Annotated in this window: 21 protein-coding genes and 2 pseudogenes; 12 read left to right on the top strand and 11 right to left on the bottom strand. The window is 45.5% G+C overall.

From position 1 onward, the window contains the following. The first annotated feature begins 116 nt into the window (after positions 1-116). The 4 genes from ACKPVM_RS02900 (at position 117) to ACKPVM_RS02915 (ending at position 5,499) form a co-directional block, all read left to right on the top strand. A complete protein-coding gene (locus ACKPVM_RS02900; RefSeq protein ID WP_409306754.1) occupies positions 117-2,285 on the top strand; it encodes an ABC transporter permease subunit in 2,169 nt (722 codons plus the stop codon). Continuing rightward, a complete protein-coding gene (pstA, locus tag ACKPVM_RS02905; protein ID WP_409306756.1) occupies positions 2,282-3,961 on the top strand; it encodes a phosphate ABC transporter permease PstA in 1,680 nt (559 codons plus the stop codon). The genes ACKPVM_RS02900 and pstA overlap by 4 nt, the downstream gene beginning before the upstream one ends. Before the next feature lie 52 nt (positions 3,962-4,013). Further along, positions 4,014-4,811: a phosphate ABC transporter ATP-binding protein PstB gene (pstB, locus tag ACKPVM_RS02910; protein ID WP_409306758.1), complete on the top strand. Its 798-nt coding sequence runs from the start codon at positions 4,014-4,016 to the stop codon at positions 4,809-4,811. Between the two features lie 241 nt (positions 4,812-5,052). Then, positions 5,053-5,499 carry a helix-turn-helix domain-containing protein gene (locus tag ACKPVM_RS02915; protein ID WP_409306759.1) on the top strand — a complete coding sequence of 149 codons (447 nt, stop codon included), beginning with the start codon at positions 5,053-5,055 and terminating at the stop codon, positions 5,497-5,499. A 176-nt stretch (positions 5,500-5,675) separates the two neighbouring features. On the opposite strand, the gene ACKPVM_RS02920 is transcribed toward ACKPVM_RS02915, so the two are convergent. From ACKPVM_RS02920 to ppiB, 6 genes are all read right to left on the bottom strand, one after another. Then, the gene (locus ACKPVM_RS02920; RefSeq protein ID WP_409306761.1) at positions 5,676-7,043 is read right to left on the bottom strand and encodes an L-serine ammonia-lyase; all 1,368 of its coding nucleotides are present in this window, start codon (positions 7,041-7,043) and stop codon (positions 5,676-5,678) included. A 151-nt stretch (positions 7,044-7,194) separates the two neighbouring features. Beyond that, positions 7,195-8,478 (bottom strand): HAAAP family serine/threonine permease, encoded by a 1,284-nt coding sequence (locus tag ACKPVM_RS02925; protein ID WP_409306763.1) that lies wholly within the window; start codon positions 8,476-8,478, stop codon positions 7,195-7,197. A 583-nt stretch (positions 8,479-9,061) separates the two neighbouring features. Continuing rightward, positions 9,062-10,135 (bottom strand): 5-(carboxyamino)imidazole ribonucleotide synthase, encoded by a 1,074-nt coding sequence (gene purK, locus ACKPVM_RS02930; RefSeq protein ID WP_409306765.1) that lies wholly within the window; start codon positions 10,133-10,135, stop codon positions 9,062-9,064. After that, positions 10,132-10,641 carry a 5-(carboxyamino)imidazole ribonucleotide mutase gene (purE, locus tag ACKPVM_RS02935; protein ID WP_409306766.1) on the bottom strand — a complete coding sequence of 170 codons (510 nt, stop codon included), beginning with the start codon at positions 10,639-10,641 and terminating at the stop codon, positions 10,132-10,134. Before purE ends, purK begins: the two co-directional genes overlap by 4 nt. Before the next feature lie 205 nt (positions 10,642-10,846). Beyond that, on the bottom strand, positions 10,847-11,569 hold the full coding sequence (lpxH, locus tag ACKPVM_RS02940) for a UDP-2,3-diacylglucosamine diphosphatase (protein ID WP_409306768.1): 723 nt from the start codon (positions 11,567-11,569) through the stop codon (positions 10,847-10,849). 10 nt (positions 11,570-11,579) lie between these two features. Beyond that, positions 11,580-12,074, bottom strand: a complete 495-nt coding sequence (gene ppiB / locus ACKPVM_RS02945) for a peptidylprolyl isomerase B (RefSeq protein ID WP_409306770.1) — start codon at positions 12,072-12,074, stop codon at positions 11,580-11,582. Between the two features lie 348 nt (positions 12,075-12,422). Here ppiB and ACKPVM_RS02950 point away from each other — a divergent pair, with 348 nt between their 5' ends. Together ACKPVM_RS02950 and cysS are read left to right on the top strand one after the other, a co-directional pair. Then, the gene (locus ACKPVM_RS02950; RefSeq protein WP_409306772.1) at positions 12,423-12,845 is read left to right on the top strand and encodes a DoxX family protein; all 423 of its coding nucleotides are present in this window, start codon (positions 12,423-12,425) and stop codon (positions 12,843-12,845) included. A gap of 297 nt (positions 12,846-13,142) precedes the next feature. Then, positions 13,143-14,528, top strand: coding sequence for a cysteine--tRNA ligase (gene cysS / locus ACKPVM_RS02955; RefSeq protein ID WP_409306773.1), 1,386 nt, complete (start codon positions 13,143-13,145; stop codon positions 14,526-14,528). Positions 14,529-14,630: 102 nt separating this feature from the next. Here the strand turns inward: cysS and ybcJ are convergent, their stop codons facing one another. From ybcJ to ACKPVM_RS02970, 3 genes are all read right to left on the bottom strand, one after another. Beyond that, entirely contained in the window at positions 14,631-14,843 is a 213-nt protein-coding gene (gene ybcJ / locus ACKPVM_RS02960) for a ribosome-associated protein YbcJ (RefSeq protein ID WP_409306775.1), read from the bottom strand. Positions 14,844-14,879: 36 nt separating this feature from the next. After that, positions 14,880-15,743 (bottom strand): bifunctional methylenetetrahydrofolate dehydrogenase/methenyltetrahydrofolate cyclohydrolase FolD, encoded by an 864-nt coding sequence (folD, locus tag ACKPVM_RS02965; protein ID WP_409306776.1) that lies wholly within the window; start codon positions 15,741-15,743, stop codon positions 14,880-14,882. 199 nt (positions 15,744-15,942) lie between these two features. Continuing rightward, positions 15,943-16,755 (bottom strand): hypothetical protein, encoded by an 813-nt coding sequence (locus tag ACKPVM_RS02970; RefSeq protein ID WP_409306778.1) that lies wholly within the window; start codon positions 16,753-16,755, stop codon positions 15,943-15,945. 725 nt (positions 16,756-17,480) lie between these two features. On the opposite strand from ACKPVM_RS02970, the gene ACKPVM_RS02975 reads away from it, so the two are divergent. The 4 genes from ACKPVM_RS02975 to ACKPVM_RS02990 all read left to right on the top strand — a co-directional run bounded on the left by ACKPVM_RS02975 (position 17,481) and on the right by ACKPVM_RS02990 (position 21,540). Then, complete coding sequence (locus ACKPVM_RS02975) at positions 17,481-18,617, top strand: D-alanyl-lipoteichoic acid biosynthesis protein DltD (RefSeq protein WP_409306779.1); 1,137 nt, start codon at positions 17,481-17,483, stop codon at positions 18,615-18,617. 129 nt (positions 18,618-18,746) lie between these two features. Further along, positions 18,747-19,865 (top strand): membrane-bound O-acyltransferase family protein, encoded by a 1,119-nt coding sequence (locus ACKPVM_RS02980; RefSeq protein ID WP_409306950.1) that lies wholly within the window; start codon positions 18,747-18,749, stop codon positions 19,863-19,865. After that, positions 19,862-21,301: an AMP-binding protein gene (locus ACKPVM_RS02985; protein ID WP_409306781.1), complete on the top strand. Its 1,440-nt coding sequence runs from the start codon at positions 19,862-19,864 to the stop codon at positions 21,299-21,301. The genes ACKPVM_RS02980 and ACKPVM_RS02985 overlap by 4 nt, the downstream gene beginning before the upstream one ends. A 17-nt stretch (positions 21,302-21,318) precedes the next feature. Beyond that, positions 21,319-21,540 (top strand): acyl carrier protein, encoded by a 222-nt coding sequence (locus ACKPVM_RS02990; protein WP_409306783.1) that lies wholly within the window; start codon positions 21,319-21,321, stop codon positions 21,538-21,540. 162 nt (positions 21,541-21,702) lie between these two features. Here the strand turns inward: ACKPVM_RS02990 and ACKPVM_RS02995 are convergent, their stop codons facing one another. Then, positions 21,703-22,008: a hypothetical protein gene (locus ACKPVM_RS02995; protein ID WP_409306951.1), complete on the bottom strand. Its 306-nt coding sequence runs from the start codon at positions 22,006-22,008 to the stop codon at positions 21,703-21,705. Positions 22,009-22,111: 103 nt separating this feature from the next. Beyond that, a pseudogene (locus tag ACKPVM_RS03000) lies at positions 22,112-22,360 on the bottom strand (Arm DNA-binding domain-containing protein); the annotation flags it as partial. 409 nt (positions 22,361-22,769) lie between these two features. Between ACKPVM_RS03000 and ACKPVM_RS03005 the strand changes: the two are divergent. Further along, a pseudogene (locus ACKPVM_RS03005) lies at positions 22,770-22,909 on the top strand (tyrosine-type recombinase/integrase); the annotation flags it as partial. A 437-nt stretch (positions 22,910-23,346) separates the two neighbouring features. Next, positions 23,347-25,104 carry a pentapeptide repeat-containing protein gene (locus ACKPVM_RS03010; RefSeq protein WP_409306785.1) on the top strand — a complete coding sequence of 586 codons (1,758 nt, stop codon included), beginning with the start codon at positions 23,347-23,349 and terminating at the stop codon, positions 25,102-25,104. Positions 25,105-25,570 lie beyond the last annotated feature (466 nt).

A 25,570-nucleotide genomic window follows, 5' to 3' on the forward strand; every position in this document is an offset into this window, starting at 1 on the left:
CACCCGTTGACTTACCATTGTCATATTATGGGTGTAAAGGCAACATATGCTACCCGCTTTTTCTGCGGAAGAATATGCATACATAGATGGACGACACACACTTAACGGCAAGCTTAATGGCAAACATAGGTAATAGATTACAGTATAAAGATCGCCAACGCGTCTGGGTGGATCGCGTGACGCACCGCGTGGTGACAGGCAGTGGTTTGCTCGTGCTGGTGGCGTTGCTGCTGATTTTCTTTTATCTGCTGTATGTGGTGACGCCGCTGTTTTTTGCACCTTCAATGCATGGGCAAAAGCCGATTGCGCTGAAGGTCAGTGCGCCAGCATTGGCGATAGGCATCAGTGATAACGGACAAACCGGTTTTCGGATCGATCGGCAAGGTTACGGTGAGTTTTTCTCATTGGTCTCCGGTCACCCGATGACGCGAGTTGCGCTGGCTTCGTCGGTGGTTCAGCTTGCCGAAAGTCATGGGGAGCAGCACGTTTTTGCGCTGGGTCAACAGGACGGCACGATTAGCATCGTACAACCAGTTCTACCATTGCGAGACGATCAGCCTGCGAAATGGCGCTTTCCTTACGGTGAGCAACCGATCTCACTGGGGTTATCTAAGCAGCCCTTGCGCCACCTGGCTGTGTCCGCTATCACGGAAAATCGCCTGTTAGTGGCAACAGTGACTCAGGATGACCAACTGGTGCTGACTGAATTGGATAACAGCCAAGTGCTGTTGAAAGCGCAGGTTGCATTGTCGGGGGCGCAGGTTGAACAGCTATTGATCACGCCAGACGGCAAACAGATTTACCTGCTGGAAGGGACAAAGATTTCCCTATGGCAGCGGGCATCAACGGGGTTGCGGTTAAGAGAGAGCCATCAGTTGAATGTACCCGGTCCACTGCGCCTGTCTTTGCTTTCTGGCGGGCAATCTTTGTTGGTGCAGTCTGCCGACGGCCGCATCAGCCAGTGGTTTGATGTACCGACAGATAAAGGTGTCGAACTGACGGAAATTCGACAGTTTCCGTCTGAATCAGCGTCAATATCTCTGCTGGCAACCGAGGCATTGCGGCGTGTTTTTGCCGTATTGACGTCGCAGGGAGACTTGTCGCTGTTTGCCAGTAAACAATCCGGTGCGCTGCTGACGAAGACGTTACCGGCCGATGTACAACAATTGGCGTTTTCTCAGCGTGGCCGCGCCATGCTGGTAGAAACCGGGCAAGGCTGGCAAGCCTATCAGATTGACAATCCGTATCCGGATATCGGTTGGCAAGGGTTATGGCAAAAGTTGTGGTATGAAAACTATCCGGAGCCGGAATATATCTGGCAGTCAACCTCGGCGGATGACAGCTATCAGGCTAAATTCAGCATGATGCCGTTGATGTTGGGAACGCTGAAAGCGGCTATTTATGCCATGTTGTTTGCAACGCCGTTGGCACTTTCCGCCGCGGTTTATACCGCGAATTTTATGTCGCCTGCGTTACGTCGTTGGATCAAGCCGTCAATGGAAATTATGGGCGCACTGCCTACGGTAGTGATTGGTTTAGTCGCTGCGATTTGGCTCGCTCCTCATCTGGAGACTTATCTGTCCGCCATTTTGATCATGCCGTTCCTCTGGACATTGGCAGTGTTGGGCTGCGGTTGGCTGGTTGAACGCCTTCCTGATAGCGTACATCGCCGTTTTCCCACCGGTTGGGATGCAGTGTTCCTGTTGCCGACGATTTTTCTGACGTTGCTGATTGGTTGCTGGCTCAGTCCGATATTGGAAATCTGGATGTTTGGTCAACCGCTGTATCAATGGTTGGGGGATGATTTCGTGCAACGCAATACGCTGGTGGCAGGAATGGCATTGGGGTTTGCGTTGATTCCTTTGATCTTCTCACTGGCGGAAGATGCGTTATTCAGCGTACCTTCTCGCTTGAGTCAAGGATCATTGGCGTTAGGTGCGACACCGTGGCAAACCCTGTGGCGTGTGGTTTTACCGTCTGCCAGCGCCGGGATTTTTGCGGCGCTAATGCTGAGTTTTGGCCGCGCGGTAGGGGAAACCATGATTGTTCTGATGGCAACGGGAAATACGCCAATTATGGATGAGAGTTTGTTACAAGGTTTGCGTTCGTTAGCGGCCAATATTGCGATCGAAATGCCGGAGGCGGTAACAAACAGTGGACACTATCGGGTGTTATTCCTAACGGCATTAACGCTCTTTGTCTTCACTTTTATCGTGAATACACTGGCTGAGTCCATTCGTCAGCGGCTGCGACAACGTTATCGTGATGAAGGAGAAAATGCGTGAGGCGTTGGTTTCGTTCCGGCAGGCCATGGGTATGGCTCACAGCCTCATCGATCAGCATCAGTTTATTGGCGATGCTGACGATTTTTATGCTATTGGCCGGGCAGGGAATGCGCTATCTATGGCCACAGTCGGTTTGGTTATTGACGTTGCAAAATCAGGTGACGCAAGGTGATGTGCCACCTGATGCACCGACGGAAACAAGGGCTCTGATCGGCGAAATCTATGCAGAACAAATATTATCGCCGCAACAACTCCACAATGCAGGTTTATCGTCCGCACAGCATGAACAGCCAGAAACGCGTTACCTGATTAAAATCGGTCAGCGTGAAATCCATGGGCAAAGTTTCCGAACATTGCTATCCCGTGATATTGCCAGCATGAGTCAGCCAGTCGATATTCTGGTGCTGAAGCGAGCAAATAACGGTACGGCTTATGGTTATCTGGCTGGGATGCTGGAGGATGGGCAACCCCTATTGGCCGATGATTTACCCGGCACATTGCAGAGGCGTATAGGGCAGGTGCAGGGGTTACTGGCGATGTCTCAGTCCATCCGGCTTGGCGAAATGGCGAAACTGAATCAGCAATCTGAATCGCTGCGTTTGGAAGAACGGCGTCGGCGACAGGCGAATTCGTTTGATAGCCAGAGTCAGGCGCGATTGAATGCTGAACGTATTGAGCTACAGCGGCGTTTTGATGAACTATCACAGCAATTGACGGCGTTGAATCTGGAAATTAACCGTGACCAGGTGCAACTGCGTGATGCGAATGGCGCGATTCATCTGGTGCCACTGAAAGACATTGAACAAGGTTGGTTTCCTAATGCGATGGGGTTAGGTGATAAAATCCGGCATTGGGGTAAACAAGCTGGCTATATGCTGACTCATTATTCTCCTGACGGTAACAGCGCTGGGCATCTCTTTCCTGCGATCTTTGGTACGGTATTGATGGTGATTTTGATGTCGATCATCGTTATGCCGCTGGGTGTGATTGCTGCGGTGTATTTACATGAATATGCAGGTAAAAATGTTCTTACTCGCTGGGTTCGAATTGCGGTAGTCAATCTGGCGGGGGTGCCATCCATTGTCTATGGCGTGTTTGGGTTAGGTTTTTTTGTCTATCTTATCGGCGGTACGTTGGATCAACTTTTCTATTCTGAGGCGTTGCCAAACCCGACATTTGGTACACCTGGCATACTTTGGGCGTCTCTGACGTTGGCGCTGTTAACGCTGCCAGTGGTGATTGTTGCGACGGAAGAAGGGTTATCGCGAATTCCGATGTCGGTGCGCTATGGTTCTCTGGCATTGGGCGCGACGAAGGCGGAAACGCTGTGGCATGTTGTGTTGCCGATGGCGGTGCCTGCCATGATGACCGGGTTGATCCTCGCCGTGGCACGCGCAGCGGGTGAAACGGCACCGCTCATGTTAGTTGGCGTGGTGAAATCCGTTCCCGTTCTGCCGGTTGATGATATTTTTCCGTACCTTCATTTGGAGCGGAAGTTTATGCATCTGGGGTTCCAGATCTACGATCTGGCGTTTCAGAGCCCCGATGTGGAAGCGGCCCGACCGTTAGTGTATCTCACCGCACTGCTACTGGTTTTGATTGTGGTGGGACTGAATCTTGCGGCGATCGGTATCCGCCATGTACTGCGTGAGAAATATCGTACGCTATCGTTTTGAATGTAATGTAAGGCGCAATGATGGAATTAGCGATATGGGATTGAGGATGCAGATGGAAAAGGCGTTACCGTTGAACGTTCACCAGTTAAGCGACGAGCAGACAGCGCTGACCGTCAAACATCTTAATTTGTACTATGGTGAGAAGCAGGCACTAAACGATATTTCACTGCGTATTCCCAGAAATCAGGTGACGGCGTTAATTGGGCCTTCCGGTTGTGGTAAATCTACGTTATTGCGCTGTTTTAACCGAATGAACGATCTGGTTGATCATTGCCGGACTGAGGGCGAGATCTGGTTACATGACATGCCGATCACCGATCCTCTGTTGGATGTGGCGATGTTACGGCGCCGGATCGGTATGGTATTCCAACGCCCCAATCCGTTTCCTAAATCTATCTATGAAAACGTGATTTACGGCTTACGGTTACAAGGTGTGAAAGATCGCCGTCTGCTGGATGAGGCGGTGGAACAAGCACTGCGCGCGGCAGCATTATGGCATGAAGTGAAAGACCGACTCAGTGATAATGCGTTAACGCTGTCCAGTGGTCAGCAACAGCGCCTGGTCATTGCTCGTGCTATTGCCATTGAACCCGAGATTCTGCTGCTGGATGAACCAACATCAGCGCTCGATCCTATCTCAACCCTGGTGATTGAAGAGTTGATTGGCACGCTCAAACAGCACTTTACGCTAGTGCTTGTGACGCACAATATGCAACAGGCGGCGCGCGTTTCCGATTACACCGCCTTTATCAATCAGGGGACACTAATCGAATATAATCAAACAGATGATCTGTTTACGTCACCAACACAGCGACGCACAGAAGATTATATTACGGGCCGTTTTGGTTAAGTCTGTAGTTGTGTCTTTATTTGGTATTTTAGTATGAAGCAAAGAAGGTAAGAAAAAGTTTTTTTATCTTTAGCTATTATGAATCCTGATATTTACGTCCTTTAACTGCCGTTATCTGGTGTTTTTGTCCTTTTTTATGTCATAGATCAAGATTATTGGTGTCGTACATCAATTGCCCGTGCCATTTGAAAAACTGATGATAAAATGCACGCAATTTCATCGTTTGGATGGCGCAGGAAAAATGAGATTCAGCACAATGAATGAAGAGGACATCGTTGCAGAGCTTTGTCGTCGAATAAAAAATGCCCGTATTCAGCAACGTTTGTCGCAGGTCGATCTGGCTGAACGTGCCGGTCTGGGGATTGCGACCATCAAGCGTGCTGAAATGGGGGAATCGATCACGCTCAGTAGTCTTTTGTGCATTCTGCGCGGCTTAAATCGCTTGCATCAATTGGAAGGTGTGTTGTTTGACGCTGAAGTTGAGTCGTTTAATAACATGGTCAGTGGTGAGAAAAAACATACGCCGCTGCGTATTAGAAAGAAATCAGCAGCATTTCCCGCTAAATCGATTGCCAAACATGAGAGTGTGAAAAAACCATCGAGTAGTACCGTCGATTGGTACATTGCTGCGGCTGAAAACAATATTATTTGGTCGTTGCCTGAGAATGAAAAAAGTAAAAACAGTTAATCGTTAGGTCAGTAAACTGCTGGCCTTTGTTTCATTTCCCCCATCCGTCGTCCCTATATTCATTGGTTGTGTCTGTATCTGAAAAGAGAGCAGGGCAAGAGATGCCTGCTTTCGCAGGCATGATGTGCTTTTTGACACAGATAAAGCATGGTGCTGATGGTAAACCGTAGTACGGTTTATTCGCACAGCACAACTTTAATCGCCAACCCGCCTCGTGAGGTTTCACGGTATTTGGCATTCATGTCTTTACCCGTTTCGTACATGGTTTCGATGACTTTATCCAGAGAGACTCGAGGTTCGCTGGTGCGTCGCATGGCCATTCTGGCCGCATTGATGGCTTTTACCGATGCGATGGCATTGCGTTCAATACAGGGCACCTGAACTTGTCCTGCAACGGGATCACAGGTTAATCCCAGGTTATGTTCCATGCCGATTTCGGCGGCAATGCATACCTGCTCAGGATTGGCACCGAGCAATTCGGCCAGCCCGGCGGCGGCCATGGAGCATGCTACGCCAACTTCCCCCTGACAGCCGACTTCCGCGCCGGAGATGGAAGCATTCATTTTATACAGCAGACCAATTGCGCCGGATGCCATGAAATAGCGCAGATAGGATTCTGGCGTGACGGGCTGAATATAATGGTCGTAGTAAGCCAGAACTGCAGGAATAATGCCGCAAGCGCCGTTGGTTGGTGCGGTCACAACACGGCCGCCAGAGGCGTTTTCTTCCGCAACAGCCATCGCGAACATGTTCACCCAGTCCATGGCATCCATTGGATCGTTAGAGAAACGATCATTAATAAATAACAAGCGGTGCAGGGCAGAAGCGCGACGCGGCACGCGCAAAGGGCCTGGCAACACGCCTTCAGTATTCATACCGCGATGAATACCGTTTTGCATGACTTTCCAGACTTCAGCAAAATACTGTTCAATCGCGTCACGCCCGTGCATCGCGATTTCGTTTTTCATGACGATCGCGGATAAGGAAAGGCAGTTATCGTGACAGTGTTTGAGTAACTTTTGTGCAGAGAAAAAGGGGTAAGGCACACTTTCCTCTGTCGGGTGAACTTTACCAAAATTCTCTTGATCAACCACGAACCCGCCGCCAATGGAATAATAGGTTTTACTGTAAACCACTTCCTGTTGGTTATAGGCACGAATGATCATCCCGTTTTCATGCAGAGGCAGATTTTCTGGCTGGAAACACAGGGACGTGTCCAGTGGAAAGCTGACTTCGTACTGACCATCGAATATAGGGAGCCGTTGGGTATCTTTGACTCGCTGTATGAAGGTGGAAATGGCATCGATATCGACACTGTCCGGCTGATTCCCCGCCAATCCCATAATGATGGCGATATCGGTATGATGACCTTTTCCTGTCAGAGATAGTGAACCATAAACATCTACAACAATGCGCGTTACGGATGAAATGAGTGATTTACTGACCAGATCATCGGTAAACATTTTGCCAGCTTTCATCGGGCCTACGGTATGTGAACTGGATGGTCCGATACCAATTTTGAAAATATCAAATACGCTGACCATAGCGACTTCCTCTAAGAAACATCGGCATATATACGCATCATCTTTCAAGTTGCAGGCTCGTTGTTCTACGTGAGAACGTTGCCTGCAACTCGAATAGACTCGCGTGTGTTTATATAACGTACCGGTGTTGAGATGAGTGAATCAGAGCGAATTAGCCAAACAGGCTGTAAACGATCGCGCTGATTGCAATCAATCCCATAATGGTGACAAAGACGTTGCTCAATTGACCGCTATATTTCTTCATGGCGGGGACTTTCTGAATCGCATACATCGGCATCAGGAACAGCAGACAGGCAATAATCGGGCCACCGAGTGTCTCAATCATGCCGAGAATACTTGGATTCTTCGTCGCGATGATCCAGGTGGTGATCAGCATAAACAGGGCGGTGATTCGGTTTAGTGTTGTGTTGGCAATGGTTTTTCCTCTGCTGCGTAACACTTTCGTTATCATGCCATTAAAGCCTTCACCTGCCCCCAGATAGTGCCCCAGGAATGATTTGGAGATCGCGATAGTTGCGATAATCGGCGCCAGATAGCCCATGATCGGGTTATTAAAATGGTTAGCCAGATAAGACAAAATAGAGATGTTCTGTGCTTTCGCTTCCATCAGTTCAGCAGGTGACAGACTTAATACGCAACTGAAAACAAAGAACATGACGGTAAGTACCATCATGATGTGGCTATAGGACAGAATGCGTGAACATTTTTTCTCCGCTTCATCTCCGTACTCTTTACGTTTCGCAACAGCGAATGAAGAGATGATAGGGGAGTGGTTAAAAGAGAAAACCATGACTGGAATGGCTAGCCATAATGTCGCCAGTAATCCATTGCCAGTGACATTATTGGCAAGTGAAATATTTTCAAAAACAGAGGTATTCCAATGAGGAACTAAATACAAAGCCAAGAGCATTAATACTGCAACAAATGGATAAACAAGAACACTCATTGCTTTAACGATGACGGCTTCGCCAAAACGAACAATGAACATTAAGCCAAGAATCAATATTAATGAAAGTACAGCTCTCGGTGGTGAGGGAAGATGTAATTGGTGTGTGATAAAACTATCAACCGTATTAGTTATTGCGACACTGTAAACCAGAAGAATCGGATAAATTGCAAAAAAATACAGCAATGTGATTAATTTCCCAGCGCCAGCGCCGAAATGTTCTTCAACAACTTCTGTAATATCTTCACCACCTTTTTTACCAGATAATACAAAACGGCATAAAGCACGATGGGAATAATACGTCATGGGAAAAGCGATAATTGCCATAATAATTAATGGGATTAACCCACCAATCCCGGCATTTATCGGCAGGAATAGCACACCGGCACCAATCGCTGTGCCATAGAGGCCCAGCATCCAAACGGTATCGCTTTTACGCCAGCTTGACGTTTGTTCTAATACCTGACTGTTGTCTTGAATTGTGCTCATACTTGTGTCTCCTCGGTGAACACAGTTTATACCCGTCATACTTCAAATCGCATGTGATATTCAAAAACGCGTTGGCGTTTTTGTTCTGAAACCTGAATTGTGTAGAGTACATATAATTACAGTAGCGGAAAGTTACCGTTACAGAGTTTAAAAAGCGAACAGAGCATAATAATTATGCTGATGAGTCAATACTGTTTTTGTGGGTTGCATTCTATATCGTGGCGGTCAGCGAATAATATTGTGGCGATCACATAAATGAATTGACGGGGATTATTTTAATAAAATTAATCGGAAAATAAAATATCAATGATGATACTTTATTTTAATTATTTTTAATGGCTCTTTATTGATGCTTTATTCGATACTGAAATGACGGCGGTAATTATTAATAGGACTATTACAAAGAATATGATGTTTAAATAATAAACCTAAACATCGTGATGTCACGTTAAAAAATGATTTTTTATCTTACCTTTCCGATGGTTGCTTTCATTTTTGTGGCGATATACTCGCTTGATCATGACGTACTTTAAATAATTAGACACCTCAGACAACGGTGAAATGGTTATCTGAGGTGTAACGATTACCGAGCAGACAGTTTTTCCTGTGCCCACAGTAAACCGCTTTGATACGCTTCAGGGAGCATGGGCGCTAGAGCAGCTAATGTCTGTTGAAGTTGGAGGTTTTCCTGAGCCTGTAAGTTCAGATGCCCGACTTTTCGGCCTTGACGCACTTCTTTTTCATACCAATGCAGATGCACCAATGGCAAAGACAGCCATTCGATATTGATATCGGTGCCGATCAAATTGACCATGACAGATGCCGTGCCGACAACCGGAGAAGGCATGGGCAGATCCAGAATGGCGCGAAGGTGCAGTTCGAACTGGCTAATGGATGCACCATTTTGCGTCCAGTGTCCACTATTGTGTACACGTGGTGCGAGTTCATTGATCAGCAAACGATCATCAACAATGAAACATTCCATCGCCATCACGCCGACGTATTCCAGCTCGTTCATTATGGCCGATAACATCTGTTCCGCCTGATCTTGGAGATGACGGGCGGGTTGTGGTAACACCACGCTGGTTCGTAGGATGCCATCCTGATGCAGATTGTGCGTTAGCGGATAGAATACGCACTTGCCGTGAACGTTGCGGGCACCGACTAGTGACACCTCGCCAGAGAAGTTAATGCCTTGTTCGACAATACATTCGCCATAGCAGTCGGCGGGTAGTGTTGACTGCTCACCCGAGCGTAAGCGCCACTGACCGCGGCCATCGTAGCCACCAACGCGGCGTTTGACGATAGCCAGTTCACCCAGCGTGGTGAAAATGTGGGGCCATTCCTCCTCGCTGGCAAGAAGCTGCCAGGGGGCAGTTGCCAGATTCAATGAATCCAGCAGCTGTTTTTGCGTCAGGCGATCGGCTAGGCGTGGGAAAATATCACGGTTAACAAAGGCGGTGTGAGCGGCAAGTTGATTGGTGAGCGCTGTTTCCGGCCAACGTTCGATCTCAGCGGTAATCACGCTGTTTTGAAAAGGAACCGATTCCGGTTCTGCATCTAAACCTACGGGATAAACCGCGATACCCAGCGGTTCACCAGCCTGACGCAGCATCCTGCCCAGTTGTCCATTACCTAATACGCAAACTGGCTTCATGCTTCCTCCCGGGGATCGGGATTGGATAGCACTTCATCGGTCTGGCTCTGTCGCCAGTCTGCCAGGCGAGTGGCGATATTGCTGTCGTGCAGAGCAAGAATTTGTGCGGCCAGCAGGGCGGCATTCGCCGCGCCAGCCTTACCAATGGCCAAGGTGCCGACAGGAATACCGCGCGGCATTTGAACAATAGAATACAGGCTATCAACACCGCTGAGCGCGGCGCTTTGCACCGGAACACCCAGCACGGGAACCAACGTTTTAGCGGCCAGCATACCCGGTAAGTGTGCGGCGCCACCGGCTCCGGCAATAATAACGTCAAAGCCGTTATGAGAAGCTTGCTCGGCAAAGCTGAACAATTTATCGGGGGTACGGTGTGCAGAAACGACTTCGACGTGGAAAGCAATATTCAGCGTGGTGAGAACCTCTGCCGCAAACTGCATAGTGGCCCAGTCACTCTTTGAACCCATGACGATGGCGATTTTAGCCGGGGCAACGTTGGATGACATGCCTGTAAAGCTCCTGTGATTTTACATGATCGTGATGCGGCGTGAGTAACCTCATCAGCCAGATGGACAATGCGCTGGCGTTAAGGGCGTAGAGCATACCATGACCTTATAGTAAGGAAAACGGTTGCGTAAGCCTGAAATACGGATTAATGCTGTGATAACAAACTAACCTAATGGGAGAAAAAGCATTAACGGAAATAAAAAATCAGAAGGGGAATGTGATTAATTCAATGTTCTGTCCGGTCACTTTGATCATCGATCCTTCGTGATGCCATGCACCCAACACGGCACGCTGTGCATGAATATGCTCAGTCGCAATCTGATGAATCTTCGGACGATGAGTATGACCATGGATCATCGTGTTTACCTGATAATAGTCGAGTCGCCGGATCACCTCTTCAGCATTCACATCCATAATCTGTTGTGATTTGCTCTGGTTGGCATATTGGCTGGCCGCTCGCATTTTTTTTGCTATGTTGAGCCGAAAACGCAAAGGTAATAGTAGAAAAAGACGTTGTATGAATTTGTTATGTACCCGACGGCGAAATTTTTGGTAAGCCGGATCGTCAGTACACAGCGTATCGCCATGTAAAATGAGTATTCGCTGACCATACAAATCCAACACTGTTTCTGTTGGTAGCAAAATCATCCTGCTTTGTTGAGCAAAGTGTTTGCCGATCAAAAAATCACGGTTACCGTGCACAAAATAACAGCGAACACCATGTTGATGCAGCTCGCGCAGTGCTGTGGCAACCGTTGCATGCAGTGGTTGCGGATCATCATCGCCGATCCAGGCATCGAACAAATCGCCCAGAATATAAAGAGCATCGGCGTTCATGGCTTCACGGCGTAAAAAACGCAGAAAACCGGCGGTGATCGCCGGTTCGTGAACGCTTAAATGAAGATCGGCAATGAACAGCGTCGTCATGTAGGCGCGATTACTCGCTAACGGTAACGCTGGTGATCACGACATCTTCTTTGGGGACATCCTGGTGCATGCCGCTGCGTCCTGTCGCGACACCCTTAATTTTATCAACGACATCCATGCCTTCAGTGACTTCGGCAAAGACACAATAGCCCCAGCCATCGGCACGCTCTGAACGGAAGTTCAGGAAATCGTTATCGACAACATTAATAAAGAACTGCGCAGTAGCAGAATGTGGATCGTTGGTTCGTGCCATGGCGAGCGTACCACGTGTGTTTTTCAGGCCATTATTGGCTTCGTTTTTAATCGCTTCTTTGGTGCTTTTCTGCGCCATTCCTGGTGCAAAACCGCCGCCCTGGATCATAAAACCATTGATAACACGGTGGAAAATAGTGTTGTCGTAAAAACCATCTCGGCAGTAATTCAGAAAGTTTTCTACGGTAACCGGCGCTTTATCTGCGAAGGTATTAATAACGATATCGCCGTGGTTTGTATGCAACGTGATCATAGTGATGAACCCTAGATAGCCATAAGTAATGAGAATGATTGCTCATTGTGTATGACGAGCAATCAAGTGCGTTCTTATAACATAACTGGCTCGATGAGTCAGCAGAGCCTTTATAGCAGGGCTTTTAAACACAGGAGAAGAAGGGGAAACTGATTTGGCAATAAGAAGAAAAATCATCAATGCAAATAAATTGATCAAATATTGTTTTTTTAGTTAATTTATTTGAATAATATTTTTCTTGCGCTAGATCAATGTATTGAATGATCAACGTGTTCATTGGTAATGACTCAGATTAATCTGAGAGTGATTCGTATTACCCCCGAGTAACTCTAAATAGATAGGTGAATTATGCTGGATAGTATTAATCGAGTATTAGATAAGCCCGATTTCGGCAAATTGCTTCTGCGTGTCTCTTTCAGTGTTTTGATGCTGTTTCACGGATGGCACAAGGTACACGGTGGGATCGGCGGTATCGAAGGCATGCTCACCGCGGCGGGTATCCCGGCGTTTGTTGGCTATGGTGTCTATGTTGGTGAAGTTGTTACGCCATTGCTAATGATTTTGGGAATCCTGACTCGCCCCTCAGCGCTGATTTTTTCCTCTACCATGGTTGTCGCAACATTATTGGTACATCCTGAAGGGTTTGTCTCATTGGCAAAAACGGGGGCATGGGGTGTAGAAGGAACAGCGGTCTTCTTCTTTGCTGGCCTGGCAATTGCGTTGTTGGGGAGTGGTAAATATTCCGTCATGTCGAATCCTCGCTGGCGTTAATACTGCATCAGACAAAACAAGTACGATTGGTAAGAGGTCCGGTAAATCCGGACCTTTTTACGATCTGCTATCTCCTATTTTTTGTTGCGTTGCTTTCGCGTCGCTTGGCGCGGATGTGCTGTCACGATTTTAATCCCTGTCAATTATCTGTTTATTCCGTTGTATCAGCCTTGCAATAGGATGGGGTTCAGGTTTCAATACGCTGTTAGGGTTGCAACGCCCTTATCAATTGATGTTATTTACGCCGACAGTGAAAGATGATTGACACCTATCCTGCGAACACCATGGAATGCCCTGATGCTAAAGATTTTTAATACGCTAAGTCGTCAAAAAGAGGAATTCAAACCTATCCACGCTGGTCAAGTGGGGATGTATGTGTGCGGGATCACCGTATATGATCTCTGTCATATCGGTCACGGGCGTACTTTTGTGTCGTTCGATGTGGTGGCTCGGTATTTGCGTTATTTAGGTTATTCGCTGAAATATGTGCGAAATATTACCGATATTGACGATAAAATTATTAAACGTGCTGCGGAAAATGGCGAAACCAGCGAACAACTGACCACCAGAATGATTGCAGAAATGCATGCTGATTTCGATGCGTTGAATATTTTACGCCCCGATGCCGAGCCGCGTGCCACTCACCATATTGCTGAAATTATCGAATTGGTTGAAAAACTGATTGCTCGCCGACATGCCTATGTCGCTTCAAATGGCGATGTCATGTTCTCTGTGGATACGGCGCCGGGTTACGGTGCGCTTTCCCGTCAGGACCTGACGCAACTTCAGGCGGGAGCGCGCGTCGAGATTACCGAAGTTAAACGTAATCCGATGGATTTTGTGCTGTGGAAAATGTCTAAGCCGGGAGAGCCACATTGGACATCTCCATGGGGGGAAGGGCGTCCAGGCTGGCATATCGAATGTTCGGCCATGAACTGTAAACAGTTAGGTGAGAATTTTGATATTCACGGTGGGGGATCTGATTTGATGTTCCCGCATCATGAAAATGAAATTGCGCAGTCCAGCTGTGCCCACGATGGTCCTTATGTGAACTATTGGATGCACTCAGGCATGGTGATGGTTGACCGGGAAAAGATGTCAAAGTCGTTGAACAACTTCTTTACCGTGCGTGATGTACTTGCCTATTATGATCCTGAAACGGTGCGTTATTTTCTGATGTCAGGTCACTATCGCAGCCAATTGAATTACAGCGAAGAGAACTTAAAACAGGCGCGTTCAGCGCTTGAACGGCTCTATACGGCATTGCGTGGTACGGATAGTCGTGTCGATGCTCAGGGCGGGGAAGTGTTTGAAGCGCGTTTTCGTGAAGCGATGGATGATGACTTCAATACGCCGGAAGCGTATTCAGTTCTGTTTGACATGGCGCGGGATGTCAATCGTCTAAAAGCAGAAGATCCGCATGCGGCCAATCAGTTAGCATCTGCATTGCGAAAACTGGCCAGCGTGCTGGGTATTTTGGGGCAAGATCCAGATGTCTTCCTGCAAAGTGGTGCGCAGTCTGATGACGATGAAGTCAGGGAAATAGAAGGCTTGATCAAACAGCGTAAAGACGCCAGAGCGGCCAAAGATTGGGCGTTGGCAGATCAGGCGCGCGATCGGTTGAATGAGCTTGGTATTGTTCTGGAAGATGGTCCACAGGGTACAACCTGGCGCCGCAAATAATCGGTTATGGTGCTGAGCAAATAAAAACCCCGTCGATGTTGCCACTGACGGGGTTTTTTATTTTACAACCATGATGTTATTGGCTTTGCAGACGATGAAGCCTCAGGCAACAACATTGACGGCTTCGCCATCAAATTCGACTTTTTGACCTGCAATGATCTTGCAGCGTTTGCGGGTTTCGACCTGACCATCTACGGTGACTCGGCCCTCTGCAATTGCCAGCTTGGCGGTTGCGCCGCTCTCTCTCCATCCCTGTAGTTTCAGCAGGTCACATAGCTCAACGTGTGGATGGTTTTCAAGATGAAAAGTGTTCATAATTTCCTGTTTTTTATGCTTAGGTAATCTGCCTAATTATTCGGCACTATCGTGGTATTCTTCGCATGCCTGAAGTGTATTTTGAATTAAGGTCGCAACGGTCATCGGCCCAACACCACCTGGAACCGGGCTGATATACGCCGCTTTTTCCCGTGCGGTTTCAAATACCACATCACCCACGACTTTCCCGTTTTCAAGGCGATTAATACCGACATCAAGCACGATCGCACCCGGTTTGATCCATTCACCTGGGATAAAACCTGGTTTACCTACGGCAACTACCAGCAAATCCGCATGCTCAATGTGGTGGCGTAGGTTCTTAGTGAAACGATGTGTGACGGTGGTTGTGCAGCCAGCCAGCAGCAATTCCAGGCTCATCGGTCGACCAACGATATTGGAGGCACCAACAACGACCGCGTTAAGCCCAAAAGTATCAATATTATAGCGTTCCAGCAGCGTAATGATGCCACGTGGTGTACAGGCGCGTAGCAACGGTGCGCGCTGGCATAGGCGGCCAACATTGTAGGGGTGGAAACCATCGACATCTTTATCTGGTGCAATACGCTCGATGACCTTCGTGTTATCAATACCTGCTGGCAGTGGGAGTTGAACCAGAATGCCGTCAATGGTTTTGTCTGCATTCAACTTATCAATTAGCGCCAGTAGTTCCGGCTCGGTCGTCGTTGCCGGTAAATCGTAGGAACGGGAAATGAAACCGACCTCTTCGCAAACTTTGCGTTTACTGGCAACGTAAATCTGTGAAGCAGGATTCTCACCAACCAGAACAACGGCCAGCCCGGGAGCACGTTTACCGGCAGCCAGACGTAGTTTTACCTGTGCAGCGACTTCGTCTTTAACCTGCTGCGCAATCGTTTTACCATCAATAATCTTTGCTGACATCTGAGATGAAATCCATCTGTATTAAGTACGGGGGAATGGCACTATTTTGTCAGAAGCCGCGCCTGCTGTCAGGCATTGCGTAAACATTAATTTCTTGAATATTCCTTATTCGCTTGCCTGAACCATGGTGATCATGATTAAAAAACAGATATCGGCAGTGGCTTCCGTACTTAGTACACGTGGTTGCTTTGGTGAATGTTTAACCTACCTGTTGGGCTGAGAGGTTAGACCTCGGCACATCGAACGGGTCCTGAAGCGCTGTAGGGGTAAGTAGTTCAAACAGGCGTTTGAACGGATCGGCATCTTTGCCTGATTCCCCGGTCATAAAATTAAAGTCCATTTCTATCAGGTATTTCAGACGTGGTACATAGCCTTCCGGTGCCTGCGCTTGCACAATTAACGGCAAGCTTTCATGGTGATTTAACACCATTTTGAAAAATTCAGTTTGTTTAAACTCACCACGACTCCACTCCAGCTTGCTTTGTGCTATGGCGAAGGTGCGCCATACTTGCTCCTGGTCATAAGCTTCGCTCCAGGCTGCGCGCCGCTCATTCACCGTAAAAGTCCCGCTATCGTCATAGGTAATCAGTGCCAATTGTTCACGAGAGAGACCTCTAAAAGGGTTGCTCCCTTTACCATTGGCGTAGGCCGTAGCTTGTTCCGCTCGGGCTAATCGCTCGGGGTCATCACTATTAGGAACTTCAGCATCGTGTGTTTTCTTGCTACTGACGTAACTCATGCCGACAAGTTCATCATCCACGCTTCTGGCTCTGTCTGCCAATGTATTGCGATCGCTGGTGGCGTCTCTGGCTTCGGCCCTAACCGCGGCATCGCTAAGCTGTTTTGCCAGTGTTGTGATACCGGTATTTTTTTTATTTGAATAACCATCAATCGTTTCAGACATGGACTGTGTGCTTTCAGGCACATTTTCCTGCTTATGTATTGTGCGACTGTCATTGGCAGATTGTGCATCTGCCACCGTACTTTTTGAAAGACTGTTAAAGTTAATCATTTTTTTCTTCTTGTTCGTTGCGATTAATGGGAATGTAAGGGGCATTCATTAGCGATCAGATGAAGACCGTACTTTTACGTCGGTGTTATCAATATCTATATCTTGCATTGAATTCGAGCTGGAATGCCATCAATCATTTCGCCTGCGTTTAGTTTAGCAATAAGCACGGCCATGACGACGAGATGTCGTCAACGTCTTGATTGCTCACACTGATCTTTTAGCTTCATCATTTCCATGGGTGGTAAGGGCGCTGTCATCATTGAATGATATTTCATGCACGCTGGCGTTTCAGCATCGGGGGGACTTTTCGTACTGGATGAGCAGGCCATAACTAACATCGCACCTGAAATGACGAATAGCCGAGATAGATTGACCTGATAGTTTTTCATAAGCGCTTCTTTATGTTTTTTATGGATTAATTTTTATAGACGTTAATTTAAGAATGTTTTAATCGATTAACGACCATGTTATCCACCTAGTATAGGCCGAAAATAGTTCGAGTGGCGTGACAAACGTTATCGGTTTGAATACCGCTTGCAGTATGACGGATACAGGATGTAAGACGAATTATTGTGACGGAGATAACCACTGTACATACCGTTACACAGCAACGCTCATCATCGGAAAGAAGCCTGATATATAATCCAGACAGCACAAGAATTTGACAGTGAATATAAATTAACAAATTTTAAATAAATTAATATCATGTCGTTGCACTTTACATAATGAAAATAAAAAATACTTTCTGCCTACATATCCTGATGGCGACTCTCGCCATCCTGTTTCTCAGCGTTCACCCGCTAGCGACAAGCTTTGATCCGGCGTTAACATTCCAACCGCTGATTAACACCATGGAAGGCACGTCGAAAGAACAAAGGGAAAAAATAGCGACTATTTCTCATGTGTTGCAGGGAAATGCGATCTTCTTCCTTGGGGCATCCGAAGTTTCTACTTCTGAAGATGAACATTACGCGGTCTATAATTATTTTAATAACCAACTGCATCGTCAGGTTGTGGCCTATGGTGACAGTTATGTTGATAGCGTCACGCATTTTTTACTGCTTTCACGTTTTAAAAATGATCTTAACGCTAACAGTAAAGTTGTTTTACTGCTTGCGCCCGATAGCTTTTATTCTGACGGTATTCCTCCGGCCATTTTTGCCAACAACTTTCCAACATCTATTTTTAACCCGTTAATAAAGGACGACCAGACGCGTCCCTTTTTGGTCAATTACTTACACCATATCGATAAAGAAGAGATAAGCCATTTAACGTTCGGCCAAATGAAAGTCTATGGCTGGGACTCGCAAATAATCTGGCAGGAAGTGAGTTATCAATTTGCTAATTTCTGCGAGCTGATAAAAAAAGACTGGTTAGCGATGTTACGCATTGTTCCTCAGCCTGTACGACCGTGGCCTCATGTGCCAACGACCAACGTGATTCCTGACTGGGATCGTGAACGGGTTCAGGCTCATGAGCTGAATAAATCTCGCCAGCAAAGCGCAGCCACGCTGTGGATGGATAAATCTATTTTTGCAGACGATCAAACGCGAGAAGAGTGGGATGACGCGCCGATTGTTCCTGCGCAAATGGAGGCGTTATCCGCGACGATCAAATTGCTGAAAGTGCGCAATGCGCAGTTTGTCGTCATTGTTGATCCGATCAATCCGTGGGCAATTAAAAATTCTGAGAAATTCCAGCCCGTCGATAGCCAGATTAGAGCGATGCTGGAGGAAAATCAGGTTCGCTATTTTGATATGTATGCGCAGCCTTATCAGAACGGCTGGAATTGGGATCGCCTGCATCCAACCGAGCCAGCATGGGTCGCGATGGATCAATTTATTGCTGAGAGTTTTAAATGATGAAAACCGCGATTCGCCTTTTTTTCCTTTATCTCTTTCTGGCAATCACTATTGTTGCGTGGACCTCTGTTGACGAAAGCATGAGTTTAAAAGTGCATTTTGAATATCAAAAATTCTGAAGGATGAATGATGTACAGCTCCGGAATGTTTTTTCTCCTTCTATTTTCATCAGCATTATTGTTTGCGCTGACTAATCGCGTATTCAGTTATCGACTGACATATTTATCCGCCTTTTCTGTATTGGCGGTGTTAGGCTGGGGATATATTTTCCAGGGGGATTATGTTGTTCCCATCGCGGTTTTCCTGAGCTTTTATATTCTCGTTACCTTAAAAGAGAAAGGGTGGTTAAAAACCTGGCTGGCAGTCAGCCTGACGTTGCTCCCGCTGTTTTTAGTGAAATTACACCTTAACAACCACTGGGGCATGATCGGTCTGTCCTTTATGACCTTCCGCGCCATTGATGTTCTGCTTTATCGCAATAAAAAAGACGGCCAGCATTTCCTGCATTACTTCTGCTATCTCTTTATGCCATTCATTATTCTGGCTGGCCCGATGTATCGCTGGCGGACATGGGTTAATGATATTAATAAGCCCGTTTTCATCATTACCCGTGAACAGTTTTTAGTGGCGATGGAACAAATTTTTACCGGCATTATTCAGAAGTTCTTATTCGCTATGCTGATCAATAATCTGGTGATTGAGTCGTGGAGCCAGCGTCCGTTTACGTTAAGCGTGGGTGTCGTGATGTCACTGGCCTACAGCGCCTATCTCTATTTTGATTTTGCCGGCTACAGCAATATGGCTATCGGGGCAGGGCGCTTATTTGGCCTGAATATCCCAGCGAACTTCAATATGCCCATCCTGGCTAAAAACCCGCAGGATTTCTGGCGACGCTTTCACGTCAGCCTGTCTGAATGGCTGAGAGACGTAGTCTTTATGCCGATTTATATGAATCTGATGAAGCTCGATTTTTTTCGACAGAACAAAACGCTGGCGCAGAATATTGGCATCTTCTGCACCCTGTTTTGTATGGGAGCATGGAACGGGCTTGAACGACACTATGTTATTAGCGGCGCGCTATTTGGTGCCATTTCCGTTGTTCATAACATGTTGCAGTGGTCTGCCAAACGTAGTCCGGCGTTGAATAATTTTCTACATCATCCGGTTAGTGTGTTCATCGGCCGAATTCTGACGCTGACAAGCGCTGCGGCTTCCCTCTACATCTTTAGCGGAATGTCTCCTCTATGAATCAACACTGCGAGCTTCAGGAACTGCAAGATTTCCTCCGTGCGGTATTACTCGACCCCGCGAACCCAGATCGGTTGGCGATTAGCGGCAGCGATGAAGTGATGACCTGGCAACAGCTATCGGTTGCCGTTACTGACTGGTCACATCGTTACCAGCAATGTCGGCAGCCTGCTGGTCCGCCAGTGGTGTTATATGGGCACCAGCAGTCGGAGTTCGCCGTGGCGATCTATAGCTGCCTGTTGCATAACATTCCGTATATCCCGGTGGATTGCATCTATCCGCAGGAGCGGCTTAACGAGATTTGCCATCTGGCGAGTGCTCCTTACTACTACGATGTGGCGACCCGACAGTTTATTGCAACCGGAGAAGACGGGCAGGCGTTAGTCGAGCAAGACCTCGCCTATATCATGTTCACCTCCGGCAGCACCGGAAAACCGAAAGGGGTGCAGATCGGGCGCGAAAGCCTGTGGCATTTCATGAAGTGGGTGCGTCAGGACTTTTCGCTGCCGGACGTACCGGTGCTGATGAACCATGCGGTGTTCAGCTTCGATCTCTCGTTGATTCCGCTACTGGCGAATCTGGCAACCGGGGGGCACATCGTTCTGAATGCCAAAGAGGATATTGCAGCAGAAAATTGGCTCGATCGCCTGAAAGACAACGGTGTTTCCGTCTGGGTTTCCACGCCATCTTTCGCTTACCAGAAACTACTTTCTCCTCAGTTCAACAGTGAATATTTACCTGAACTCAATGTCTTTGTATTTATTGGCGAAGTGCTCAACAAGGCGCTGGTAAAACAGTTACGCCGCCGCTTCCCGCATGCCAAAATTCTCAATTCCTATGGCCCAACGGAAGCGACTATCGCGACCACCGTCATCGAAATCACCGATGAAATTCTGCACAACGACAACGATCTGCTGCCGGTAGGTACGATGATGCCGGACTCCAGAATGGACATTACCGCTGAAGGCGAGCTGATCATTTGGGGTAAAAATGTGATGCGCGGCTATCTTGGGCTCGCGCAGGAGAATGCCGAAAAATTACTGCGTCGAGAAAGCGAAGCGTTCCGGGGCTACAGAACCGGCGATCTGGGCTACGAGACCGCGGACGGGCTGATTTACTGTCAGGGGCGTAATGACAGTCAGATTAAACTCAATGGCTACCGTATTGAAATCAACGAGATTGAAAACCGCCTGCTGGCGATATCCGACATCAGCGAAGCGGTTGTCCTGCCGTTGATGAAATCGGGCGGTGGCGTGCTGCGTATTGCCGCATTCTGCGTGACGAACTTAGCACCAGAAGCGATTAAAACCTCGCTCTCTAAGGTGATTCCGTCCTATATGGTGCCTTCCCAAATTATTATCAAAGATGCGTTGCCGCTTAATCCTAACGGCAAGATTGACCGTAAATTGCTGGACACCCATGCCCGCACGATTTAATTATCCCAGGAGAAATTATGGAACAAGAAATACTCGTGCTGTTTGAAAAGATCTTATCCCGTAAAGTGGGCTTCAATGATGAACTGATTGAGTCCGATATCCTCGACTCGATTCTGGCGGTCGATCTGGTGCTGGAAGTGCAGGACGTTTACGGCTGCGTGATCCCGCCGACCGAAGTTGCCACCGTTCTGAAGACCCCGGCGGATTTGGCTCGCTATATTGAAGAGAACCGCGGCTAAGTCTGAAACGGCGACGGTTTTTTTGGCTGTTTAAAGACCCCGGATAGGTTTATCTGGGGCTTTTCATGGGGGGATGCTGTGATGTTTACAGGTCAATCTGGTTAATCAGTATGTTGGAAGAGCTCTAAAAGTGAATAGCTCGGTTAAGAGGGATACTTACACTTACATTTCGAGGATCTCTTGAACCCAATCCCCCCAACATTCACAACCAAGTCGTGACTCAACTGTACCCAGATGAGATGCAAACCACCATTCCTTTACCACTTCATATTCCGAGAGTATAAGGGTGAATGGACGCCAACAACCCATTCTTCCATCTTGATCACATGGATCACTGCCAATCAGGAAGAATTCATTCAGAAAGGGCAAAGGAGGGAAATAGCCAGAAGAACTAATGACACCAAAGATGCCATAAAGCACTTTGGTGTTCTCATCTAAAATCCGTTTAGCATTATTAATATTATTCATAGAAATCCATTCATCTTCGTAAGCTTCCTTAGCCGGATTCTCCCGGATCTGTTCCATCAATTGCGTAGAGATATTGCCACGGTTGTCAGGGGTGGGTTTACCGTTCACTAGGATCGCCACCTGAGGCGACGATTTTTCGAGCCTCTTCCCGTTTTAGTCGCGCTTCTGCTAGCGAGATATCGGGATAAACACCGATAGATAATTTTTTCTCTTTCCCTGCAACACGGTACTTCAAACGCCAATATTTGGCTTCGTTCGGCTTTATCAGAAGGTAAAGACCTGTGCCGTCAGTGAGTTTGTACTCTTTGTCTTGTGGCTTGGCGGTTTCTATCTGTCGAGCATTAAGTGGCATGGTGGGGGCCCCTAATAGTCATTGAACAAGAAGAGCCCCCATAGAGGCCCCCAACATCGACTTGATTTCCGGTATGCTGGGTTGACCTCGGTAGAGCTCAGCGACAGAAAATCCTAGTGGTATCAATGAATATAACGGGGTTTTGTTGAATTCGGTAGAGTCTGGGAGAACTTAAAATGGTACCCTACAGGATTCGATAGTAATAATTAGTTAATTGTTTTTATTGTAAATGTTTGTATTCAATGCGAATCGACACCCCCAATAATACCCCCAGCCTTAGCTTGCTGTATTGAACGAGGATTTTTTCTTCAAAATACAAAGCATACCGAGCACCAATACAGTGGTCAAAAAATTAGGTTTGTGGGTGCTGAGTTAATCTGATCTTATGTTAATACGAAATCGTAGTAGCCAGATGAGCTACATGGAAAAGAACAACGTTCGTACTGCCTATTTAAGCAACGCCGCCTGAAGCTGCAATGGTAAGCTGATTTTCTGGATGCTAACAGGGATGGGATGGTTAGGCCGTTTGGGTTTGTGCAGGAAGCTTAGATTTTATGGCTAACGATGGCCAATTGATATCATCCAAGATATGGTGGATAGGAAACTAAAGGATATACTGTTCTTGTGTATTTTTAAGAATTAGGTATTTTAGAAGAGCTAAAAAATCATTAGCTATGGCGCAAACAGTGATATCGATCTATGTGTCTATGATTTTCGCACACTAGGATGTTGTATCTTAAGTTAGTCAGTTATATTCCTGAAGATACAATAGAACCTGAGAAAAATCATACAAAAAAGAATAATGATAGTATCACTTGTATCTGTAAGATCAACAAATGGCCTATCTATATTGATTTTTTCAATAATGAAGATTTTGAGATATTTAAATAATTCGACCGCACAAATAGACGATTAAATTTCAACCTATAAATTAAAAAATCATAGTATCAACACATATAACGCCCAATCTTAAAACAGGTTAAATTATGAGCAAAAATAGCTTTAACATTATAAATCAAAAGAAACTAAAAATAGAAAATATAAAAAAAGAAGTTGAAAATCAAGCATACGAATCATCTGAAAAAAATCACCGATTCTTCTTGGTATACATATTTTTACTAACTTATGTACTTATTATTGTATCATCGACTACAGATTTACAACTCCTTTTAGAGGAAAAAGGAATAATACTACCACTTCTTAATATACATGTTTCTTTAGTGGGTTTTTATATAATAGCTCCTTTATTAATATTGTTCATACATGCTAACTTAATCTTGCATGCGTTAATCACCTGCAAAAAACTAAGGAGCCTAAATGATACATATAATAGCTTAGTGCCGGATATAAAGATAAAAAATAATATTTTAGATATAGCAATTCTAAGCAATAACAACTTCCACTCTAAAACGTACAAAGTATTGGCAAACATATTATATATATATGCAGCCCCTATTGTATTATCAGTAACCTTTTTTAGATTCTCAGATTATCAAAGCACTACTATATTCATTTTACACTTAGCTATATTATCCCTTGATCTCGCTTGTATTATCATTTTTAGCAAATCATTTAACAAAAAACCTAGTAGAGTGAAAAATAGAAATGAAATGCCAAACTCAATTCTTTTACCTTTTGGATATAATAAAACATTAAATTATTTGGTTCACATATTTCTTTTTTTTATTATTATCAAAGCAGTGGTTTGTTGGGATGTATTCATAAGAGATTGGGGTGATTCTTTTTCAAAAAATATAATCTATCACTATTACAATGACACTGATGATGACGGATCCATTAATGATTTCTATGGTTTGTTGCCAATAATAAAGATCGACAGAACTACCCAGATAGCCAAAAGCGAAGATAGTAAGTTTTTTGGCACTAATATTTTAATGAAGGATAGTAGTTCCTTACATAATTTTCTTACCAGAGGAATGTCAGTTGACTTAAGAAATCGATCTTTAAGGTATGCAGCTTTACCTATGCAAAATCTACCTAGAGTATGGTTTACAAACTCAGAACTTCAGGGAGCTAATTTATTATTCTCGCAACTACAAGGGGTTGTTCTGAGTGATACCCAACTGCAAGGAGCAAACTTATCAGGATCAACACTAGACGGAGCTTATATCTTTAATTCCAACTTAATAAATACTAATTTAAGTCATGCAAAAATAAGAGGTGCGACAATTAGTGATTCAAATTTTTCGTTGGCAAACTTTAATCATAGCGATATATCTTTCTCTGCTTTTTCTGGTAATTTAATTTATTTAACAAACTTTATTGGAGCAAACCTAAACTCGTCATTTTTAGCAGAAAATAAGTCTTATAACACTTTATTTAGTGAGAAACAAATTATAATTTATGATATCAATTTCAATGAAATGCCATTTATTATAAATACACCATCCCCAAAGGAAAAGGAATTAATATCAAAAGAAATCAGTCCTTCGGGGAAGAAGTATTTTTTTCTAGAAACAATGGAATTAGATAATAAGAAAAACCCCAATGATTTAATTTTCAAAGATAATAAGAAAACCGATTACAATATAATGCTTAGCATATGTAAAAAAAGAAAAAACATTAATGACAACATCATTATAGATTATTTATTCCAGAAAATAATTCTCATAGACTTTGAATTATTAAAGAATGTTTTCTTTTATTTAAAAAATAAAGAGCAATGTAACAACACAATAAATTATTTAGAAGAAAACAACCTAGGACCTCAAAGTAACAGTTAAATAGGAGAGTGAAGGGGAATTATCTAAATAAATATATTCAATACGATATGATTTACTAAAATAATTTCCCAATTAGTTAAAGAAAAATAATTATCAGAAAAAATCGACATATGTCATTGATATCCTCATATGTAAAAAACACATAGCTTTTCAATTGCGGAACTAATAACGGCTCAATATTAAACCACACATCATCCTTATGCTACCAAATTTTTTGGTCCTTTTAGAACGGAAACTTTAAACCAATTATATCCGAATTCGTAGAAACTTCATCCAATAGTTAACTCAGTTCCGAGGCTATGCAGATTTGAAATGTCAGAAGCTTACCGCCGTGGATATTCTCATATCAAATTTAGTAATTGACTAGTAACACACCTTGAGACTAAATTGCAGCCGAAAAAGTTCACGTCTGTATACAGGACTACCTATGAACCTGTCGCCCCTGAAAGGTACTTGCGATACCAGA

Source organism: Pectobacterium hainanensis (assembly GCF_046237015.1).
Classification (GTDB): domain Bacteria; phylum Pseudomonadota; class Gammaproteobacteria; order Enterobacterales; family Enterobacteriaceae; genus JBJYIN01.

Bases quoted from the DNA above. Each gene is read 5' to 3' on its own strand.
- ACKPVM_RS02980 (WP_409306950.1), top strand. From the start codon at position 18,747: ATGTACAGCTCCGGAATGTTTTTTCTCCTTCTATTTTCATCAGCATTA.
- folD (WP_409306776.1), bottom strand. From the start codon at position 15,743: ATGTCAGCAAAGATTATTGATGGTAAAACGATTGCGCAGCAGGTTAAA.
- ACKPVM_RS02985 (WP_409306781.1), top strand. From the start codon at position 19,862: ATGAATCAACACTGCGAGCTTCAGGAACTGCAAGATTTCCTCCGTGCG.
- ACKPVM_RS02950 (WP_409306772.1), top strand. From the start codon at position 12,423: ATGCTGGATAGTATTAATCGAGTATTAGATAAGCCCGATTTCGGCAAA.
- ACKPVM_RS02920 (WP_409306761.1), bottom strand. From the start codon at position 7,043: ATGGTCAGCGTATTTGATATTTTCAAAATTGGTATCGGACCATCCAGT.
- ybcJ (WP_409306775.1), bottom strand. From the start codon at position 14,843: ATGAACACTTTTCATCTTGAAAACCATCCACACGTTGAGCTATGTGAC.
- ACKPVM_RS02925 (WP_409306763.1), bottom strand. From the start codon at position 8,478: ATGAGCACAATTCAAGACAACAGTCAGGTATTAGAACAAACGTCAAGC.
- ACKPVM_RS02900 (WP_409306754.1), top strand. From the start codon at position 117: ATGGCAAACATAGGTAATAGATTACAGTATAAAGATCGCCAACGCGTC.
- cysS (WP_409306773.1), top strand. From the start codon at position 13,143: ATGCTAAAGATTTTTAATACGCTAAGTCGTCAAAAAGAGGAATTCAAA.
- ppiB (WP_409306770.1), bottom strand. From the start codon at position 12,074: ATGATCACGTTGCATACAAACCACGGCGATATCGTTATTAATACCTTC.
- ACKPVM_RS03010 (WP_409306785.1), top strand. From the start codon at position 23,347: ATGAGCAAAAATAGCTTTAACATTATAAATCAAAAGAAACTAAAAATA.
- purE (WP_409306766.1), bottom strand. From the start codon at position 10,641: ATGTCATCCAACGTTGCCCCGGCTAAAATCGCCATCGTCATGGGTTCA.
- purK (WP_409306765.1), bottom strand. From the start codon at position 10,135: ATGAAGCCAGTTTGCGTATTAGGTAATGGACAACTGGGCAGGATGCTG.
- ACKPVM_RS02970 (WP_409306778.1), bottom strand. From the start codon at position 16,755: ATGATTAACTTTAACAGTCTTTCAAAAAGTACGGTGGCAGATGCACAA.
- ACKPVM_RS02995 (WP_409306951.1), bottom strand. From the start codon at position 22,008: ATGAATAATATTAATAATGCTAAACGGATTTTAGATGAGAACACCAAA.
- ACKPVM_RS02975 (WP_409306779.1), top strand. From the start codon at position 17,481: ATGAAAATAAAAAATACTTTCTGCCTACATATCCTGATGGCGACTCTC.
- pstB (WP_409306758.1), top strand. From the start codon at position 4,014: ATGGAAAAGGCGTTACCGTTGAACGTTCACCAGTTAAGCGACGAGCAG.
- ACKPVM_RS02990 (WP_409306783.1), top strand. From the start codon at position 21,319: ATGGAACAAGAAATACTCGTGCTGTTTGAAAAGATCTTATCCCGTAAA.
- lpxH (WP_409306768.1), bottom strand. From the start codon at position 11,569: ATGACGACGCTGTTCATTGCCGATCTTCATTTAAGCGTTCACGAACCG.
- ACKPVM_RS02915 (WP_409306759.1), top strand. From the start codon at position 5,053: ATGAGATTCAGCACAATGAATGAAGAGGACATCGTTGCAGAGCTTTGT.